Source organism: Streptomyces sp. SID12488, assembly GCF_010548275.1.
In the GTDB taxonomy this organism is placed as follows: Bacteria; Actinomycetota; Actinomycetes; order Streptomycetales; family Streptomycetaceae; genus Streptomyces.
In genome coordinates, this window is the sequence record NZ_JAAGLT010000001.1 from 889,498 (window position 1) to 905,673 (window position 16,176).

Sequence of the window (16,176 nt, forward strand, 5' to 3'; positions counted from 1 at the left end):
CAACCTGGGGGCGCGCGCTACCAGCGCGAGCTGAATGGCTCGTCCGTCGGCACGATTTCGCGGCCCAGCGGCAGCAGCGAGACGGGGATGAGCTTGAAGTTGGCGATACCGAAGGGGATGCCGATGATCGTGATGCAGAGGAGAACGCCGGTGACGACGTGGGCCAGAGCGAGCCACCAGCCCGCGAGGACCAGCCACAGGACGTTGCCGATGCAGGAGGGGGCGCCCGCGTCGCGCCGCTCGATCGTCGTACGGCCGAAGGGCCACAGGGCGTAGGCACCGATTCGGAAAGAGGCAATACCGAACGGAATTCCGATAATCGTGATGCAGAGCAGCGCGCCGGCTGCCAGATAGGCGAGGAACAGCCAGAAGCCGCTCAGGACGAGCCAAATGACGTTGAGGATTGTCTTCACTGGTGGCGACCTGCCATCTTTTCGAGCCGGGCAATGCGCTCCGCCATCGGCGGGTGCGTAGAGAACATCTTGGAGAGTCCCTGGCCTGGGCGGAAGGGGTTCGCGATCATCATGTGGCTCGCGGTCTCGATACGCGGCTCGGGGGGCAGCGGGAGTTGCTTCGTGCCCGCTTCCAGTTTGCGCAGGGCGCTCGCGAGGGCCAGTGGGTCGCCGGTGAGCTGGGCGCCCGACGCGTCGGCCTCGTATTCCCTGGAGCGGCTGATCGCGAGCTGGATGACAGTGGCCGCGAGCGGGCCCAGGATCATGATCATCAGCATGCCGAGGATGCCGGGCCCGTCGTCGTCGTTCGAGCGGCCGATCGGGATCAGCCAGGCGAAGTTGACGAGGAACATGATCACGGAGGCCAGGGCGCCGGCGACCGACGAGATGAGGATGTCGCGGTTGTAGACATGGCTCAGCTCATGGCCGATGACGCCGCGCAGCTCGCGCTCGTCCAGGATGCGCAGGATGCCTTCGGTGCAGCACACCGCCGCGTTGCGCGGGTTGCGGCCCGTCGCGAACGCGTTCGGTGCTTCGGTGGGCGAGATGTACAGGCGTGGCATGGGCTGGCGTGCCTGGGTGGAGAGGTCACGAACCATGCGGTACAGGGCCGGAGCCTCGAATTCGCTCACCGGGCGGGCACGCATCGCGCGTAGAGCCAGCTTGTCGCTGTTCCAGTACGCGTACGCGTTCGTGCCGATCGCGACGAAGAGTGCGATCACCAGGCCCGTACGGCCGAAGAAGCTGCCGAAGACGATGATGAGTGCGGACAGTCCCCCGAGGAGCAGGGCTGTCCTGAGCCCGTTGTGCCGGCGGTGCACGGTACGCCCTCCTAGTGGTGCGGCAGGGGAACCCTGACGTCAGGTCCAGTGGAACCTTCCGTACTGGTCAACGCCAGGCGGGGATTCGCAGTTCCCTTGCGTGCTCGGAGGCGCGCGTGGGCCGTCCGGGTGAGGGCCACGCGCGCGTGCGGGCGGCGGGGGTCAGAAGAGGCTGGTGTCGGCGAAGCGCAGTACCAGTTGGGGTGCGCCGGAGAGGGCGATGCCGAGGACTGCGGTCAGGGCGATCGCGGCCGTGAGGGGGGCCGGGGCACGGTGGCGTTCCTCGGCTCCCTCGGGAGTGCGGAAGAGCAGGGCCGTCCACTGGAGGTAGTAGAAGAGGGCGATCACCACGTTGACAGCCATGATCACGGCCAGCCAGCCGAGTCCGGCGTCGACGGCCGCGGAGAAGACGGTGACCTTCGCGAAGAGGCCGATGATGCCCGGCGGCAGTCCGGCGAGGCACAGCAGGAAGAAGCCCAGGACAAGCGCTGCCAGGGGGCGGGTGGCGTACAGGCCCCGGTAGTCGCTGACGCGGTTCAGGGGCTTCGTACGGGCCACCAGGGCCGCCACCGCGAAGGCGCCCAGGTTCACGGCGGCGTACATGAGGGCGTACGCGACGGTGGAGCCGATCGACTTCTGGGCGTCGTCGGAATACGCGGCGGCGGCGAGCGGCACCAGGAGGTAGCCGGCCTGGCCGACGGAGGACCAGGCGAGCAGGCGTACCGCGCTGTACGCGCGCGTGGTCTGCTGGCGCAGGGCGCCGACGTTGCCGACGGTCATGGTGAGCGCGGCCAGGGCCGCCAGTGCGGGGCCCCAGACGTCGGCGTACGACGGGAAGGCGACGACCGTGACGAGGATCAGGCCGGAGAAGCCGACGGCCTTGCCGACGACCGACAGATAGGCGGCGATCGGCAGGGGCGCCCCCACGTAGGTGTCGGGTACCCAGAAGTGGAAGGGCACGGCGGCCGTCTTGAAGGCGAAGCCGATGAGGGTGAGGACGACGCCTGCCTGGGCGAGGGTGTGGAGCTGTGGGTCGACGTGCTGGATCCGGGCGGCGATCTCGGTGAGGTAGAGGGTGCCCGTGGACGCGTACACGAAGCTGATGCCCATGAGGCTGACCGCGGTCGCCGTCACGGAGGACAGGAAGAACTTCAGGGCCGCTTCGGAGGACCTCCGGTCGCCGTGCCGGATACCGACAAGGGCGAAGGCGGGCAGGGACGCGACCTCCAGGGCGACGATCAGGGTCGCGAGGTCGCGGGAGGCGGGCAGCAGGGCCGCTCCGGCGGCGGAGGACAGCAGCAGGAACCAGTACTCCCCGTCGGGGAGTCCCCGGTCGGCGTCCTTGAGGGCGGTGACCGAGAGGAGGGCGGCGAGCAGCGCGCCGCCGAGCACCAGGAACTGGATGACGAGGGTGAAGCGGTCGGCCGTGTAGCTGCACGCGTGCGTGCTGCCGGTGAGACAGAAGGTGGAACGGTCGCCCTCCAGGAGGGGCAGCAGGAAGAGGGCGGAGGCGGTCAGGCCGGCGACCGAGGTCCAGCCGAGGAGTGCCTTCCTGTTCTCGCCGATGAACAGGTCGGCGACCAGTACGGCGAGCCCCACGAGGGCCGCGACGGTGGGCGGCGCGATGGCGAGCCAGTCGACGGACTGGACGACGGACTGAGCCGCGGACTGGGCCGGGGAGCTCATCGGGGGCCTCCTGAGAGGAGCTGCTGCACGGCCGGGTCGGTCAGGCCGAGGAGGGCCTTCGGCCAGAGTCCGGCGACGACGGTGAGGACGACGAGAGGGCTCCAAGCCGCGAGTTCGTACGTCTGTACGTCGGCGAGCTGGGGGGCGTCCGGCTGTGGGGCGGCGCCCATGCAGACGCGGCGTACGACGATGAGCATGTACGCGGCGGTGAGCAGGGTGCCGAAGGCGGCGATCGCCGTGTAGGTGAGGAACGCGGGGCGGCTGAGGTCGTCGGCAGGGTCGAACGCGCCGAACAGGGCCAGCATCTCGCCCCAGAACCCGGCGAGGCCGGGCAGTCCGAGCGAGGCGACGGCCGCGAAGGCCACGAGGCCGCCGAGGCGCGGTGCCCGACCGTAGAGGGCGGCGCCGGTGCGGTCGGCGAGGGTGTCGAGGTCGGTGGTGCCCGTGCGGTCCTTCAGCGCGCCGACCAGGAAGAAGAGAAGGCCGGTGATGAGGCCGTGGGCGATGTTGGCGAACAGCGCGCCGTTCACGCCGGTCGGGGTCATGGTCGAGATGCCGAGCAGGACGAAGCCCATGTGGCCGACGGAGGAGTAGGCGATGAGTCGCTTGAGGTCGCCCTTCGCGCCCCGTCGGGCGAGGGCCAGGCAGGCCAGGGAGCCGTAGATGATCCCGACGACGGCGAAGGCCGCGAGGTAGGGCGCGAACGTCCGGAATCCGTCGGGCGTGATCGGCAGCAGGATGCGCACGAACCCGTACGTGCCCATCTTGAGCAGGACGCCGGCCAGCAGCACCGAGCCGACGGTCGGGGCGGCGGTGTGGGCGTCCGGCAGCCAGCTGTGCAGCGGCCACATCGGCGTCTTGACCGCGAGCCCGATCCCGATCGCCAAAGCGGCCGTGACCTGCACGGATGTGCTCAGTCCTGAGCCGTTGTCAGTGGTGAGTGCCATGATGTCGAACGTGCCCGCTTTGATCCCGATCTGGAGCAGGCCCAGCAGCATGACCACGGATCCGAGCAGGGTGTAGAGGATGAACTTCCAGGCCGCCCGGGTCCGTTGCTCACCGCCCCAGCGGGCGATGAGGAAGTACATCGGGATGAGCACCATCTCGAAGGCCAGGAAGAACAGCAGCAGGTCGAGGACGGCGAAGGTCGCGAGGGTGCCGGACTCCAGGACGAGGAGGAGTGCGACGAAGGCCTTCGGGGAGGGCCCGGCGGGCAGCTTGAAGTAGGAGTAGAGCGCGCAGAGGAAGGTCAGGAGCGCGCTCAGGACCAGAAGGGGGAGGGAAATGCCGTCGACGCCGAGGTGGATGCGCACGTCGAGTGCGGGGATCCAGCTGATGTCGGTCGTGGCCTGCATCTTCGACGGATGGTCGTGGTCGAAACCGAGCGCCAGGGCGATCGCGGCGATGAGCACCACGCCGGTGACAGTCACACCGTGCCGCAGCACGGCCTGCTCGGGCGACTTCCCCTTCAGTCCGGGCGGGGCCGGCAGGAGAGCGGCGACGGCACCGATCAGCGGGCCCACGACGAGAAATGCCAGAAGGAACCGCATCACTGACTCGTTGATATCGATCACGCCTGCTCACGCTCCCGTGGCGACGAGGAGGACGGCGACCACCAGGACGACGGTGCCGGCGAGCAGCGCGCTCACATAGGTCTGGACGTTGCCGGTCTGGGCGCGCCGTACGGCGGTACCCAGCAGGCGGGGCACGGCGCTCGCACCGCGTACGTAGGTGTCGACGACCTCTCGGTCCAGGAACCGGACGAGGGTTGCGGCGGCCTGGACCGGGCGGACGAACAGCGCCGTGTACAGGCCGTCCAGGTGGAAGCCGACGGCCGCGTGGCTGTGCAGCGGGCCGAGCAGGAGGCGTCCGGGGTCCGCCGGGTCGGGTGCGGTGACCATGTCTCCGTAGGCGGGGGTGTGGGTGGCGATGGCCTCGGCTTCTACCTGGGCACCGTCCGCGTCCGGGTGGGCCGCGACGGCGCCCAGGGGGACGCGGGCCGCCAGGGCGGTGATCTGGCGCCAGGCTCCGTATGTGACGAGGCCGCCGACGAGGGCCACTCCCGTGCCGAGGACGGAGGTGGTGAGCGTCGGGGTCAGGTCGTGACCGTCGAACCAGTCGGGCAGCCTGCCATAGGCGAGCCCGCCGAGGGCGAGGGAGGGGATCGCGAGCACCCAGAGCACCGCGGTCATCGCCACGGGCTGCCTGCCGTGGTCGGGGGCTTCGGTGCCCCGGCCCCGGAAGGCGAGCAGCCACAGCCGGGTCGCGTAGGCGGCGGTGAGCAGGGCTGAGACCAGGCCGGCGACGAGGACGATCCAGCCGGCGGCACCGGGGATGCCCTCGGCGTGACCGGAGGTGACGTGTTCGGCGGCGCCGAGGACGGACTCCTTGGAGAAGAAGCCGCTGAAGGGCGGGATCGCGGCGAGCGCGAGGAGCGCCACGGTCATCGTCCAGTAGGCGTCGGGGATGCGGGCGCGCAGGTTGCCCATGCGGGACATGGCGGCCAGCGAGTTGGTGCCGGAAGCGTGGATGATCACGCCCGCCGCGAGGAAGAGCAGCGCCTTGAAGGCGCCGTGGGTGAGGAGGTGGAAGACGGCTGCACCGCGGTCGCCGACGGCGAGGGCGCCGGTCATGTAGCCGAGCTGGCCGATCGTCGAGTAGGCGAGGACCCGCTTGATGTCGTCCTGGGCGAGGGCGGCGAGGGCGGAGCCGGTCATCGTGACGGCGGCCATGACGGCGAGGACGACCAGTGCGGCCGACGATGCCGCGAAGACCGGGAGGAGCCGGGCGATGAAGTAGACACCGGCGGCGACCATCGTCGCGGCGTGGATCAGCGCGGAGACGGGAGTGGGGCCCGCCATCGCGTCGGGGAGCCAGGTGTGCAGCGGGAACTGCGCCGACTTGCCCGCCACACCGGCCAGGAGCAGCAGGGCGACCAACGTCGGGTGGTCGAGTCCGCCGTTCGCGACGGTGCCGAGGATCTTCGTGATCCGGAAGGACCCGGCGTCGGTGGCGAGCGCGAACAGGCCGATCAGGAAGGGGACATCACCGAGTTTGGTGACAAGGAACGCCTTGAGGGAGGCGGCGCGGGCTTCCGGGGTCTCCCAGTAGTGGCCGACCAGGAAGTACGAGCAGATGCCCATGATCTCCCAGCCGACCAGCAGAACCATCAGGTCGCCGGAGTAGACGACGAGCAGCATCGCGGAGGTGAAGAGGGAGACAAGAGCGGCGTACGAGGGGTAGCGCGGGTCGTCGCGCAGATAGGCCGTCGAGTAGATCTGCACGCAGGTCGCGACCAGGGCGACCAGGACGGCGACGAGGGCGGCGAAACCGTCGATGTGCAGGGCGAGTTCGACGGGGACCGAGCCGGTGGGCGTGAGCTCGGTGGCGGCGTCGACGGCCCGGTCGCCACCCTGGCGTACGGCGACGACCACGGCGAGGGCGAGGGCCGTGAGGGGCGGCAGTGCTGCGAGGGGGCGTACGAAGCCCGGGGCCGTGCGGCCCAGGAGTAGGCCGGCCGCGGCACCCAGGAACGGGAGGAGGGGGACGAGGACGGCGAGGGTGGTCGTGGTCACGCGGTGGCCTCAGCCTTCTCGTCTTCCGTGGTGTCCGTGACGGTGGCCTCGTCGGGGCCGAGCGGCTCAGCGGTGTCGCGGAGCTTGTCGATGTCCGCGGTGCCTCGGTTGCGGTGGACGGCGAGGACGATCGCCAGGCCGATGCCGATCTCTGCGGCGGCGATGGCGATGGTGAACAGGGTGAGGGCCTGGCCGGAGTGCAGGGTGTCCCGGGCCGTCCTGCTGAGCCAGACGTCGAAGGCGACGAGGTTGAGGTTGACGGCGTTGAGCATCAGCTCGACGGACATCAGGACCAGGATCGCGTTGCGGCGGGCGAGGACGCCGTAGATGCCGGTGCAGAAGAGGAGGGCGGAGAGTACGGCGGGATAGGCGAGGTGCATCAGAGGGCACCGTCCTGATCGGCCGGGTTGGTTCGCTCGATCGGGTGATTCCGGGAATCCCGGACAGAGGGGGAACCACCGGTCGCGGCTCGGGAGTTCACAGGGGGAGAGCTCGACTCCGCCTTCGTCTTGCGGGACAGGACGATCGCCCCGACCAGGGCCGCGAGGAGAAGGACGGAGAGGGCCTCGAAGGGGATGACCCAGTTCTGGAAGAGGCTCGCGCCGGTGACGGCGGTGGAACCGGCGGCGTCGCCGTCCAGGTCGATCCAGGTTGCGCGGAAGGCGTCGACGACGACCCAGACCAGGGCGGCGGCCGAGGCGAGGGCCACGGTGAGGGCGGCCCACCGGTTGCCGGAGTCGGCGTCCGGGGAGTGGCCGATGGGGGCCCTGGTGAGCATCAGGCCGAAGAGGAGGAGGACGACGACGGAACCGACGTAGATGAGGACCTGTACCCAGGCGATGAACTCGGCTGTGAGGAGGAGGTATTCGACAGCGAGGCCGCCGAGAGTCACCACCAGCCACAGGGCGGCGTGCACCAGTTGCCGGGTGGTGACGGTGACGAGCGCGGCGCCGAAGGTGACGAGGCCGACGAGGAGGAAGGCGATCTCGACGCCGGTCGGGGAGAGGAAGCCGTGGGTTGCGGCGGCGAGGGTCACGACGTTCCCTTCTGCGGCTCGGTGGGATCTGTGGGCTCGTTCGGCTCGGCCTGTGTGGCCTGTGTGGCCTGTGTGGCCGCCAGTTTCTCCGCCGTCTTGCGGGCGGTGGCGATTTCCTTCGGTTCCTCGGCGGCGGGGTCGAGGGCGGGCGGGGCCGGGACCGTCCACATCCACTCGCGGAGCTTGTCGCGTTCGTGGGTGAGTTCGTGGATGTCGGTCTCGGCGTACTCGAACTCCGGGGACCAGAAGAGGGCGTCGAAGGGGCACACCTCGATGCAGATACCGCAGTACATGCAGAGGGAGAAGTCGATGGCGAAGCGGTCGAGGACGTTGCGGCTGCGCTCGCGGCCACCGGGGGCGGCGGCCGGGACCGTCTCCTTGTGGGAGTCGATGTAGATGCACCAGTCCGGGCACTCGCGGGCGCACAGCATGCAGACCGTGCAGTTCTCCTCGAAGAGGCCGATGACTCCGCGGGAGCGGGGCGGGAGGTCGGGCTGGACGTCGGGGTACTGCGCGGTGACGGTCTTCTTCGTCATCGTGCGGAGGGTGACGGCCAGGCCCTTGGCCAGGCCGATGCCGGGGATGCGGGACCTGGCGGGCGGGAGCGGCTCGGCCATGGTCACGAGATCACCACCTTCACGATGCCGGTGAGGGCGATCTGGGCGAGGGAGAGGGGGACGAGGAGGGTCCAGGCGAGCTTCTGGAGCTGGTCCTCGCGCAGGCGGGGGTAGGTGACGCGCAGCCAGATCACGACGAAGGCCAGCAGCGCCGTCTTCAGGAGGGTCCAGACCCAGCCCAGACCGTCGGCGGACCAGGGGCCGTGCCAGCCGCCCAGGAAGAGGACGGTGGTCAGGCCGCACAGGACGACGATCCCGGCGTACTCGGCGAGGAGGAAGAGGGCGAAGCGGAGGCCGGTGTACTCGGTGTAGGCGCCGAAGATGATCTCCGAGTCGGCCACCGGCATGTCGAAGGGGGGCCGTTGGAGTTCGGCTAGGCCGGCCACGAAGAAGACGATCGCGCCGACGATCTGCCAGGGCAGCCACCACCACTGGAAGGCGTCGAGGATGCCGGGGAGCGACACCGTTCCCGCCGCCATCGCGACCGAGGCGGCGGTGAGGAGCATCGGGAGCTCGTAGGCGAGGAGTTGCGCGGCTGTGCGCAGGCCGCCGAGGAGGGAGAACTTGTTGGCCGACGCCCAGCCGGCCATGAGCGAGCCGAGGACACCGACACCCATGACGGCGAGGACGAAGAAGATGCCCGCGTCGACGACCTCGCCGACGGCGCCGTCGCCCGGGCCGATCGGGATGGCGAGGAGGACGATGAGGTACGGCAGGAGGGCCACGGCGGGGGCGAGCTGGAAGATACGGCGGTCGGCTCCGGCCGGGACGATGTCTTCCTTCTGCGCGAACTTCACGCCGTCGGCGACGAGTTGGGCCCAGCCGTGGAAGCCGCCTGCGTACATCGGGCCGAGGCGGCCCTGCATGTGGGCCATCACCTTGTGCTCGGCCTGACCGACGATCAGGGGGAAGGTGAGGAAGACGACGAAGACGATCAGGAGTCGCAGGGCGACGTCGAGCGCGTCGTTCACTGCGAGCCTCCTGAGGGGTTGCCCGGCACCGGGTTCTCGGGGGCGGGGTCTTCGGGGGCGGGGTCTTCGGTCGGCTCGGGGACCGTCGTGGGTTCGTCGAAGGCCGGGCGGGCGTGGTGCCAGGGGGCGTCCGCCGTCGGTGGTGGCTCGGAGGCCTCGGTCGCCGGTGTTCGCGGGTGCTGCTGCGATGCCGAGCCCTCGCTCGCGCTGCGCGCTCGGCGGGGTGCGGCCGTCGGGGTCGGTGTGGTCGGCGCGGCCTCTGTGGGGGTGCCCCCCGGTGTCGGGGTCTCGCTTGCCGGGGGCTGGCTCGCTGAGCCGTCCGATGCCGTGCGGGTGCGGCGTACCGGGCGGTCGCCTGTCGCGCGGCCTGCGGTGGCGCGGGCCGGGCGGGTCGGGGCCGGGGGCAACTGGCCCTTCAGGGGGCCCCATTCGTTGGGGTCGGGGACGCCGGGCGGGAGCATCTGACGGCGCTTGGGGCCGCCGTGTTCCGACTCCCCCGGTTCCTTCGCGCCCGGCCAGGCCTTGGCGACGCGGGCCGCCAGCACGAAGTCCTTGCGGAGCGGGTGGCCCTCGAAGGTCTCCGGCAGGAGGAGGTGGTCCAGTCCGGGGTGGCCCTCGAACCGTACGCCGAACATCTCGTGCGTCTCACGCTCGTGCCAGGCGGCGCCCGCGTAGACGTTCACGAGGGAGGGCAGTACGGGGGACTCGTGCGGGACCGTCGTCCGTACGAGGAGGCGGCGGACCGGGGAGAGGGCGACCACGTGGGCGGCGACGCGGAAGCCCGTGCCCGGTTCGTCGACCGCGCTGAGCCAGTCGAAGTAGGTGCAGGAGAGGCGGTCGCGTGCTGTCTCCAGGGCCGCGGTCCAGGACGCCGGGGGGACGTCGACGGTCAGGACGTCGTACGACTCCTCGGCCGTGGCCTCCGTACCGAAGAGGTCCTCGGTGGGGGCGGGCAGCCAGCCGGTTGCCGCCGTCATGTTGCCTCTCCCGCAGTCGGCGGCTGCACCAGGGGGCTCTGGAGCGCGGCCGGTGAGGGGCGCGCCGCAGGTCCGGACGCGTACCGCTCGCCCAGGGACTCCCGGGCGATCTTCTCCTGGAGCTTGAGGATGCCCTGGAGCAGCGCCTCGGGCCGGGGCGGGCAGCCGGGGACGTAGACATCGACCGGGATGATCTGGTCGACGCCCTTCGTCACGGAGTAGGAGTCCCAGTACGGGCCGCCGCAGTTGCTGCACGCGCCGAAGGAGATGACGTACTTCGGCTCGGGCATCTGTTCGTACAGGCGCCGTACCGCCGGGGCCATCTTGTCCGTGACCGTGCCCGAGACCACCATCAGGTCGGCCTGGCGCGGCCCGGGGGCGAAGGGGATCACGCCGAGGCGGATGAAGTCGTGGCGGGCCATTGACGCGGCGATGAACTCGATCGCGCAGCAGGCGAGGCCGAAGTTGAAGACCCAGAGCGAGTAGCGGCGGCCCCAGTTCAGGACCACCTTCATCGGCTCGGGGGCCAGCCGGGCGAGGGCGCCCAGCCGCTTGGGCTCCGGCAGCAGCACGGGCACCGGGACAGGGACAGGCGGTGGCACAGGTACAGGTACAGGTACAGGTACAGGTACAGGCGCCGGCGAATTCGCTTCTGGCGTCACGTCCACGTCAGGACGCCCTTCTTGTATGCGTAGAGCAGGCCCACGGCCAGGAAGCCGAGGAAGACGAACATCTCGACGAGGGTGGCCGCGCCGTAGCCGGGAGCCGCGAAGACGGTCGCCCAGGGGAACAGGAAGATCGAGTCGACGGCGAAGATGACGTAGAGGAAGGCGTAGACGTAGTAGCGGACCTGGGTGTGGGCCCAGCCCTCGCCGACGGGGTCGACACCGCACTCGTAGGTCAGGAGTTTCTCGGGGGTCGGGACCACGGGGCGCAGCAGGCGCCCGGCCCCGAAGGCGACCGCGACGAAGAGCACGCCGACGGCGGCGAGCAGTCCGACGACGGAGTAGGACTGGAAGTACTCCGACGCTGCGATGTGCTCTGTCGTGGCTACGGCGGTCGGTCCCGGCATGTCCGTCCCTCGCTCCCTGGCCTCGTGACATCTCGCCCCTGGTGTTCGGCGATCTGTACGGACGGGAGTCTAGGGCCTGCTAAAGAGACCGTAAGCAGCCCGTCACACATGGCCATGTCCGGCTGGTGTGCAAGTGGTGCGCAAGGTGGGGTTTTCCCCCGGGTCGCCGGGCGGTCCACCTCATGGCGCCGTGGCGCGCCGACGGGCAGGCTGGCGGGCATGACCGCACGTATCACCGCCACCAGCGCGGAACCCGAGGGCGACCGCCTGCCCCCTGTCCGTTTCGCCCTCGAACCGCACACCTGGAAGGAGATCGCTCACCTTCTGGCCAACCTGCCGATGGCGCTGTTCGGTTTCGTGTACGTGGTGACCGTGGTGAGCGTGGGTTCCGCCCTCACCTTCACCGTGATCGGTCTTCCGGTGCTCGCCGCCGCACTGATGGGCGCGCGTCTGCTGGGCCGGTTCGAACGGGCGCGGGCCAGGGTTCTGCTCGGAGTGCGGGTGGACGAGCCGAGTCCGCTGCCGCTGAGTGCCGGGCGGGGCGCCCGCAGCCAACAGCTCGGGTTCTTCGGGCGGTTGATGCTGGCGCTCAAGGACCCGGTCGGCTGGCGCACCATGCTGTACGACTTCATCAGGCTGCCCTGGGGCATCCTCACCTTCACCGTCGTGCTCGCGTCGCTCTTCGTGCTGTGGCCGGTGCTGCCGTTCCTGGCACGGGGGCTCACGAACGTGGACCGGATGATGGTGCGTGGGCTGCTGTCGCCCTCCGACGAGCTGGAACGCCGTATCGCCGAACTGGAGTCCGATCGGGGGGTCGTGGTCGACACGGCCGCAGCCGATCTACGGCGTATCGAGCGCGATCTGCACGACGGGGCGCAGGCCCGGCTCGTGAACCTCGCGATGGGGCTCGGGCTCGCCAAGGAGAAGCTCCTGGAGGGCCAGGCCGACGAACACGTGGCGGCGATGGTCGAGGAGGCGCACGGAGAGGTGAAGCTCGCGCTTCAGGAGCTGCGTGACCTGGCGCGCGGGATCCATCCGGCCGTGCTGACCGACCGCGGGCTGGACGCGGCGCTGTCCTCGGTGGCCACGCGGTGCACCGTGCCGGTGAAGGTGAGCGCCGACCTGCCGGCCAGGCCTGCCGCCGCCATCGAGGGCATCGCCTACTTCACGGTGTCCGAGCTGCTCCAGAACATCAGCAAGCACAGCGGGGCGCGGAACGCCTCCGTCGACGTCTGGCGCACCGACGACCGGCTGCTGATCCAGGTCTGGGACGACGGGCGCGGCGGTGCGCGGCTCGACGGCGGTACGGGGATGGCGGGCCTCGCGGACCGGCTGGGCGCGGTGGACGGGCTGTTCGTCATCGACTCGCCCGAGGGCGGCCCCACGACGGTCACGGCCGAGCTGCCCTGGCGGGAACGGGTCGAGGCGTAGGTGTCGGGGCGCGGGTGTCCAGGCGTAGGTAGGGAAAACCCCCGGGGGAAGACGCCTACGTGCTCCATGGTCCGTGGCGTTCGGTGCGAGCAGGCTGATGACAGACGAGCAGGACACCTGCAAGCGGTCAGACAGGCAGATGGCTGGCCAGTCGGCTGAACCGAACGACTGATGAGTCGACCTAGCAGAACGGACTGGACCGATGGCCATGGAGTACGGACAGGGGTACGGGCGGCAGGGCGGCCCCGGGGCCGGATTCCACGGCACGGCCGGCGGGGGCACCGGGGAGCGGCGGCATCGGTTGCCGGCCGCGTTGCGGGCGCCCGTCGAGGCGCGCAGCTGGCGGGAGTTCGGGTATGTGCTGCTGAGCCTGCCGGTCAGCTTGCTGGTGTTCTCGTACGCCGTCACCCTCGCCTTCACCGGCTCGCTTCTCCTCATCACCTTCCTGGGGATTCCGGTGCTGGCCGTGGGCCTGGCGGGGTGCCGGGGGTTCGGTGTGCTGGAGCGGAAGATGGCGCGTGGGCTGCTCGGGCTCGATGTGGCCGAACCGGAGCCGGTGCGGGGGCGGAAGCCCGGGGCGGCGGCCTGGATGGGGGCCGTGCTCAAGAGCGGGACCTCGTGGCGGCATCTGCTGTACTCGGTGCTGCACATGCCGTGGGCGGTGTTCTCGTTCGTGGTCTCGGTGATCTTCTGGGTGTACGGGTGGGCGCTGTTCACCTATCCGGTGTGGTTCTGGCTCCTCCCGATGTACGGCGGACAGGACGGCCTGCAGCTGTACGGCGACGAGACCCACAGCATCTATCTCGACAACCCGTTCGAGATCACGGTGACCGCGCTGGTCGGGCTGTTGTTCACCATGGCCACGCCCTGGATCGTGCGGGCACTGACCCTCGTGGACCGGCTGATGGTGCAGGGGCTGCTCAGCCCGTCGCGGCTGGCGACGCGGGTCGTCGAGCTGGAGTCCGACCGGGGGGTCGTCGTCGACACGGCTGCGGCTGATCTGCGGCGTATCGAGCGGGATCTCCACGACGGGGCGCAGGCGCGGCTGGTGGCGCTGGCCATGGATCTGGGGCTCGCGAAGGAGAAGCTCACGGAGGATCCGCAGGCGGCGGCGCGGATGGTGGGCGAGGCGCACGGTGAGGTGAAGACGGCGTTGCAGGAGCTGAGGGATCTGGCGCGCGGGATTCATCCGGCGGTGCTGACGGACCGGGGGCTGGATGCGGCACTGTCCGCGGTGGCCTCGCGGTGTGTGGTGCCGGTACGGGTGGAGGTGGACCTGGTGGAGCGGCCGGCCGCGGCGATCGAGGGGATCGCGTACTTCACGGTGTCGGAGCTGCTGCAGAACATCAGCAAGCATGCGCGGGCGACGGGGGCGTCGGTGGATGTGTGGCGGGTGGAGAACCGGCTGATGCTGCAGGTGGTGGATGACGGGGTGGGCGGTGCGGATGCCTCCGGCGGGTCAGGGTTGGCGGGGTTGGCGGGGCGGCTCGATGCGGTGGACGGGATTCTGGTGGTGGATTCGCCGGTGGGTGGGCCTACTCGGGTGACTGCGGAGTTGCCTTGGCGGGGGTGAGGTTGGTGTGGGCGCGGGGGTGGTGGTCGGGTTGTTTCGCCCCCGCCGCCCTTACCCATCCCATCCTGTTCCTGGGGGCTGTGCCCCCAGACCCCCCTCCGGCCCTGAACGGGCCTTGTCCTCAATCGCCGGACGGGCTGGAAATGCGGGGCGGCGCTTGAGGGATGCCACTGGGTGGGAAAAGTACCGCCTGGGCGGCAGCCGCCTCGCGCTCGCGACCCGGGGGTGGGAAAACCCGTCGACAACAACCCCTTCCTCGTCCGAATACTGGGATGCTGGAGCCTTGTGTTCGGACAGGGTGGGGAGCCGGGAATCGTGGGAGACAGGGTGCGGGTGGTCATCGCCGAGGATTCGGTGCTGCTGAGAGAGGGCCTGACCCGGTTGTTGACCGACCGTGGGCATGATGTCGTCGCCGGTGTGGGTGACGGGGTCGCGCTGATCAAGACCATTACCGAGCTCGCCGCACAGGACGAGCTCCCGGACGTGGTCGTCGCGGATGTGCGGATGCCGCCCACCCATACCGACGAAGGGGTCCGAGCCGCCGTACAGCTGCGGAAATCGCATCCGGGACTGGGTGTGCTCGTGCTGTCGCAGTACGTCGAGGAGCGGTACGCGACCGAGCTGCTGGCCGGGTCCAGCAGGGGCGTCGGGTATCTGCTGAAGGACCGGGTCGCCGAGGTGCGGGAGTTCGTGGACGCGGTGGTGCGGGTGGCCCAGGGGGGTACCGCGCTCGACCCGGAGGTCGTGGCCCAGTTGCTGGGCCGCAGCCGGAAGCAGCACGTGCTCGCCGGGCTCACTCCCAGGGAGCGCGAGGTGCTGGGGCTCATGGCGGAGGGCCGGACGAATTCGGCCATCGCTCGTCAGCTCGTCGTGAGTGACGGTGCCGTCGAGAAGCACGTCAGCAACATATTCCTGAAGCTGGGGCTCTCCCCCAGCGACGGCGATCACCGGCGTGTACTGGCCGTTCTGACCTACCTCAACACCTGACCACTTGACACCTGACAGGCTGTCAGTGCCGCGGGGCAGGAAATCGTGACAAGTCCGGGCGCCGTACCGTCTCAAAATGGCGTCCATCATGCGATCGGTCCCGGGAAGGCCACCCTTACCGACGTACTGTTGATCCTGGGAGGGTCCGCGGGAGGACCGGTCCCAGGCCGCCGCCTCGAAGGAGGTCCAGTTCAGTGACCAGCCAGGTCAGCAGTCCAGCGGAGAGTTCAGCGGAGAAGGCCGGCTCGGACGTCGGAGCCGTCGGAGCCGTCGTGGGAGAGCAGCGCAATCCAGCGGGCGTGAAGGACGTACGCCGCCTCGATCGGGTGATTATTCGGTTCGCGGGGGATTCCGGGGACGGTATGCAGCTCACGGGGGATCGCTTCACCTCCGAGACCGCGTCGTTCGGGAACGATCTGTCGACTCTGCCGAACTTCCCCGCCGAGATCCGAGCGCCCGCAGGCACCCTGCCGGGCGTTTCCTCGTTCCAGCTGCATTTCGCCGACCACGACATCCTCACGCCCGGGGACGCGCCCAACGTGCTGGTCGCGATGAACCCGGCCGCGCTGAAGGCGAACATCGCCGATGTGCCGCGCGGCGCGGAGATCATCGTCAACACCGACGAGTTCACCAAGCGGGCCATGCAGAAAGTGGGGTACGCGGCCTCGCCGTTGGAGGACGGCTCGCTGGATGGGTACAGCCTGCATCCTGTGCCGCTGACCACCCTCACGGTCGAGGCGCTGAAGGAGTTCGCGCTCTCCCGCAAGGAGGCCGAGCGCAGCAAGAACATGTTCGCGCTGGGCCTGTTGAGCTGGATGTACCACCGGCCCACCGAGGGCACCGAGAAGTTCCTGAAGGCCAAGTTCGCCAAGAAGCCCGAGATCGCGGCGGCGAACATCGCCGCGTTCAGGGCCGGTTGGAACTTCGGGGAGACCACGGAGGACTTCGCGGTCAGTTACGAGGTCGCGCCGGCCACCA

General features: G+C 69.8%; 16 protein-coding genes. 4 read left to right on the forward strand and 12 right to left on the reverse strand.

Annotated features, from left to right (window positions below; translation table 11 throughout):
• Positions 1 to 17 precede the first annotated feature (17 nt).
• The 12 genes from G3I56_RS04140 to G3I56_RS04195 form a co-directional block, all read right to left on the reverse strand.
• Positions 18 to 413: a YccF domain-containing protein gene (locus tag G3I56_RS04140; protein ID WP_164407152.1), complete on the reverse strand. Its 396-nt coding sequence runs from the start codon at positions 411 to 413 to the stop codon at positions 18 to 20.
• On the reverse strand, positions 410 to 1,273 hold the full coding sequence (gene htpX, locus G3I56_RS04145) for a zinc metalloprotease HtpX (RefSeq protein WP_164407153.1): 864 nt from the start codon (positions 1,271 to 1,273) through the stop codon (positions 410 to 412). The genes G3I56_RS04140 and htpX overlap by 4 nt, the downstream gene beginning before the upstream one ends.
• Positions 1,274 to 1,435: 162 nt before the next feature.
• Positions 1,436 to 2,959 carry an NADH-quinone oxidoreductase subunit N gene (locus tag G3I56_RS04150; protein WP_164407154.1) on the reverse strand — a complete coding sequence of 508 codons (1,524 nt, stop codon included), beginning with the start codon at positions 2,957 to 2,959 and terminating at the stop codon, positions 1,436 to 1,438.
• Entirely contained in the window at positions 2,956 to 4,533 is a 1,578-nt protein-coding gene (locus tag G3I56_RS04155; RefSeq protein WP_164407156.1) for an NADH-quinone oxidoreductase subunit M, read from the reverse strand. Before G3I56_RS04155 ends, G3I56_RS04150 begins: the two co-directional genes overlap by 4 nt.
• Before the next feature lie 6 nt (positions 4,534 to 4,539).
• Complete coding sequence (locus G3I56_RS04160; RefSeq protein WP_164407157.1) at positions 4,540 to 6,534, reverse strand: NADH-quinone oxidoreductase subunit L; 1,995 nt, start codon at positions 6,532 to 6,534, stop codon at positions 4,540 to 4,542.
• Positions 6,531 to 6,914: an NADH-quinone oxidoreductase subunit NuoK gene (nuoK, locus tag G3I56_RS04165; RefSeq protein ID WP_164407158.1), complete on the reverse strand. Its 384-nt coding sequence runs from the start codon at positions 6,912 to 6,914 to the stop codon at positions 6,531 to 6,533. The genes G3I56_RS04160 and nuoK overlap by 4 nt, the downstream gene beginning before the upstream one ends.
• Positions 6,914 to 7,570, reverse strand: coding sequence for an NADH-quinone oxidoreductase subunit J (locus G3I56_RS04170; RefSeq protein ID WP_164407159.1), 657 nt, complete (start codon positions 7,568 to 7,570; stop codon positions 6,914 to 6,916). The genes nuoK and G3I56_RS04170 overlap by 1 nt, the downstream gene beginning before the upstream one ends.
• Positions 7,567 to 8,187: an NADH-quinone oxidoreductase subunit I gene (locus G3I56_RS04175; protein ID WP_164407273.1), complete on the reverse strand. Its 621-nt coding sequence runs from the start codon at positions 8,185 to 8,187 to the stop codon at positions 7,567 to 7,569. Before G3I56_RS04175 ends, G3I56_RS04170 begins: the two co-directional genes overlap by 4 nt.
• A 2-nt stretch (positions 8,188 to 8,189) precedes the next feature.
• The gene (locus G3I56_RS04180) at positions 8,190 to 9,158 is read right to left on the reverse strand and encodes a complex I subunit 1 family protein (protein WP_164407160.1); all 969 of its coding nucleotides are present in this window, start codon (positions 9,156 to 9,158) and stop codon (positions 8,190 to 8,192) included.
• A complete protein-coding gene (locus tag G3I56_RS04185; RefSeq protein ID WP_164407161.1) occupies positions 9,155 to 10,135 on the reverse strand; it encodes an NADH-quinone oxidoreductase subunit C in 981 nt (326 codons plus the stop codon). The genes G3I56_RS04180 and G3I56_RS04185 overlap by 4 nt, the downstream gene beginning before the upstream one ends.
• Positions 10,132 to 10,713, reverse strand: a complete 582-nt coding sequence (locus tag G3I56_RS04190; RefSeq protein ID WP_343239850.1) for an NADH-quinone oxidoreductase subunit B family protein — start codon at positions 10,711 to 10,713, stop codon at positions 10,132 to 10,134. Before G3I56_RS04190 ends, G3I56_RS04185 begins: the two co-directional genes overlap by 4 nt.
• Positions 10,714 to 10,793: 80 nt before the next feature.
• Entirely contained in the window at positions 10,794 to 11,207 is a 414-nt protein-coding gene (locus tag G3I56_RS04195) for an NADH-quinone oxidoreductase subunit A (protein WP_164407163.1), read from the reverse strand.
• Between the two features lie 219 nt (positions 11,208 to 11,426).
• Between G3I56_RS04195 and G3I56_RS04200 the strand changes: the two genes are divergently transcribed.
• From G3I56_RS04200 to G3I56_RS04215, 4 genes are all read left to right on the forward strand, one after another.
• Complete coding sequence (locus G3I56_RS04200) at positions 11,427 to 12,638, forward strand: sensor histidine kinase (RefSeq protein ID WP_164407164.1); 1,212 nt, start codon at positions 11,427 to 11,429, stop codon at positions 12,636 to 12,638.
• A 202-nt stretch (positions 12,639 to 12,840) separates the two neighbouring features.
• A complete protein-coding gene (locus G3I56_RS04205; protein WP_164407165.1) occupies positions 12,841 to 14,211 on the forward strand; it encodes a sensor histidine kinase in 1,371 nt (456 codons plus the stop codon).
• A 327-nt stretch (positions 14,212 to 14,538) separates the two neighbouring features.
• Entirely contained in the window at positions 14,539 to 15,198 is a 660-nt protein-coding gene (locus G3I56_RS04210) for a response regulator transcription factor (RefSeq protein ID WP_343239856.1), read from the forward strand.
• A gap of 194 nt (positions 15,199 to 15,392) precedes the next feature.
• The coding region (locus G3I56_RS04215) for a 2-oxoacid:acceptor oxidoreductase family protein (RefSeq protein ID WP_343239851.1) at positions 15,393 to 16,176 on the forward strand (784 nt) is incomplete at its 3' end.

Bases quoted from the DNA above. Each gene is read 5' to 3' on its own strand.
- G3I56_RS04150 (WP_164407154.1), bottom strand. From the start codon at position 2,959: ATGAGCTCCCCGGCCCAGTCCGCGGCTCAGTCCGTCGTCCAGTCCGTC.
- nuoK (WP_164407158.1), bottom strand. From the start codon at position 6,914: ATGCACCTCGCCTATCCCGCCGTACTCTCCGCCCTCCTCTTCTGCACC.
- G3I56_RS04175 (WP_164407273.1), bottom strand. From the start codon at position 8,187: ATGGCCGAGCCGCTCCCGCCCGCCAGGTCCCGCATCCCCGGCATCGGC.
- G3I56_RS04185 (WP_164407161.1), bottom strand. From the start codon at position 10,135: ATGACGGCGGCAACCGGCTGGCTGCCCGCCCCCACCGAGGACCTCTTC.
- G3I56_RS04195 (WP_164407163.1), bottom strand. From the start codon at position 11,207: ATGCCGGGACCGACCGCCGTAGCCACGACAGAGCACATCGCAGCGTCG.
- G3I56_RS04200 (WP_164407164.1), top strand. From the start codon at position 11,427: ATGACCGCACGTATCACCGCCACCAGCGCGGAACCCGAGGGCGACCGC.
- G3I56_RS04205 (WP_164407165.1), top strand. From the start codon at position 12,841: ATGGCCATGGAGTACGGACAGGGGTACGGGCGGCAGGGCGGCCCCGGG.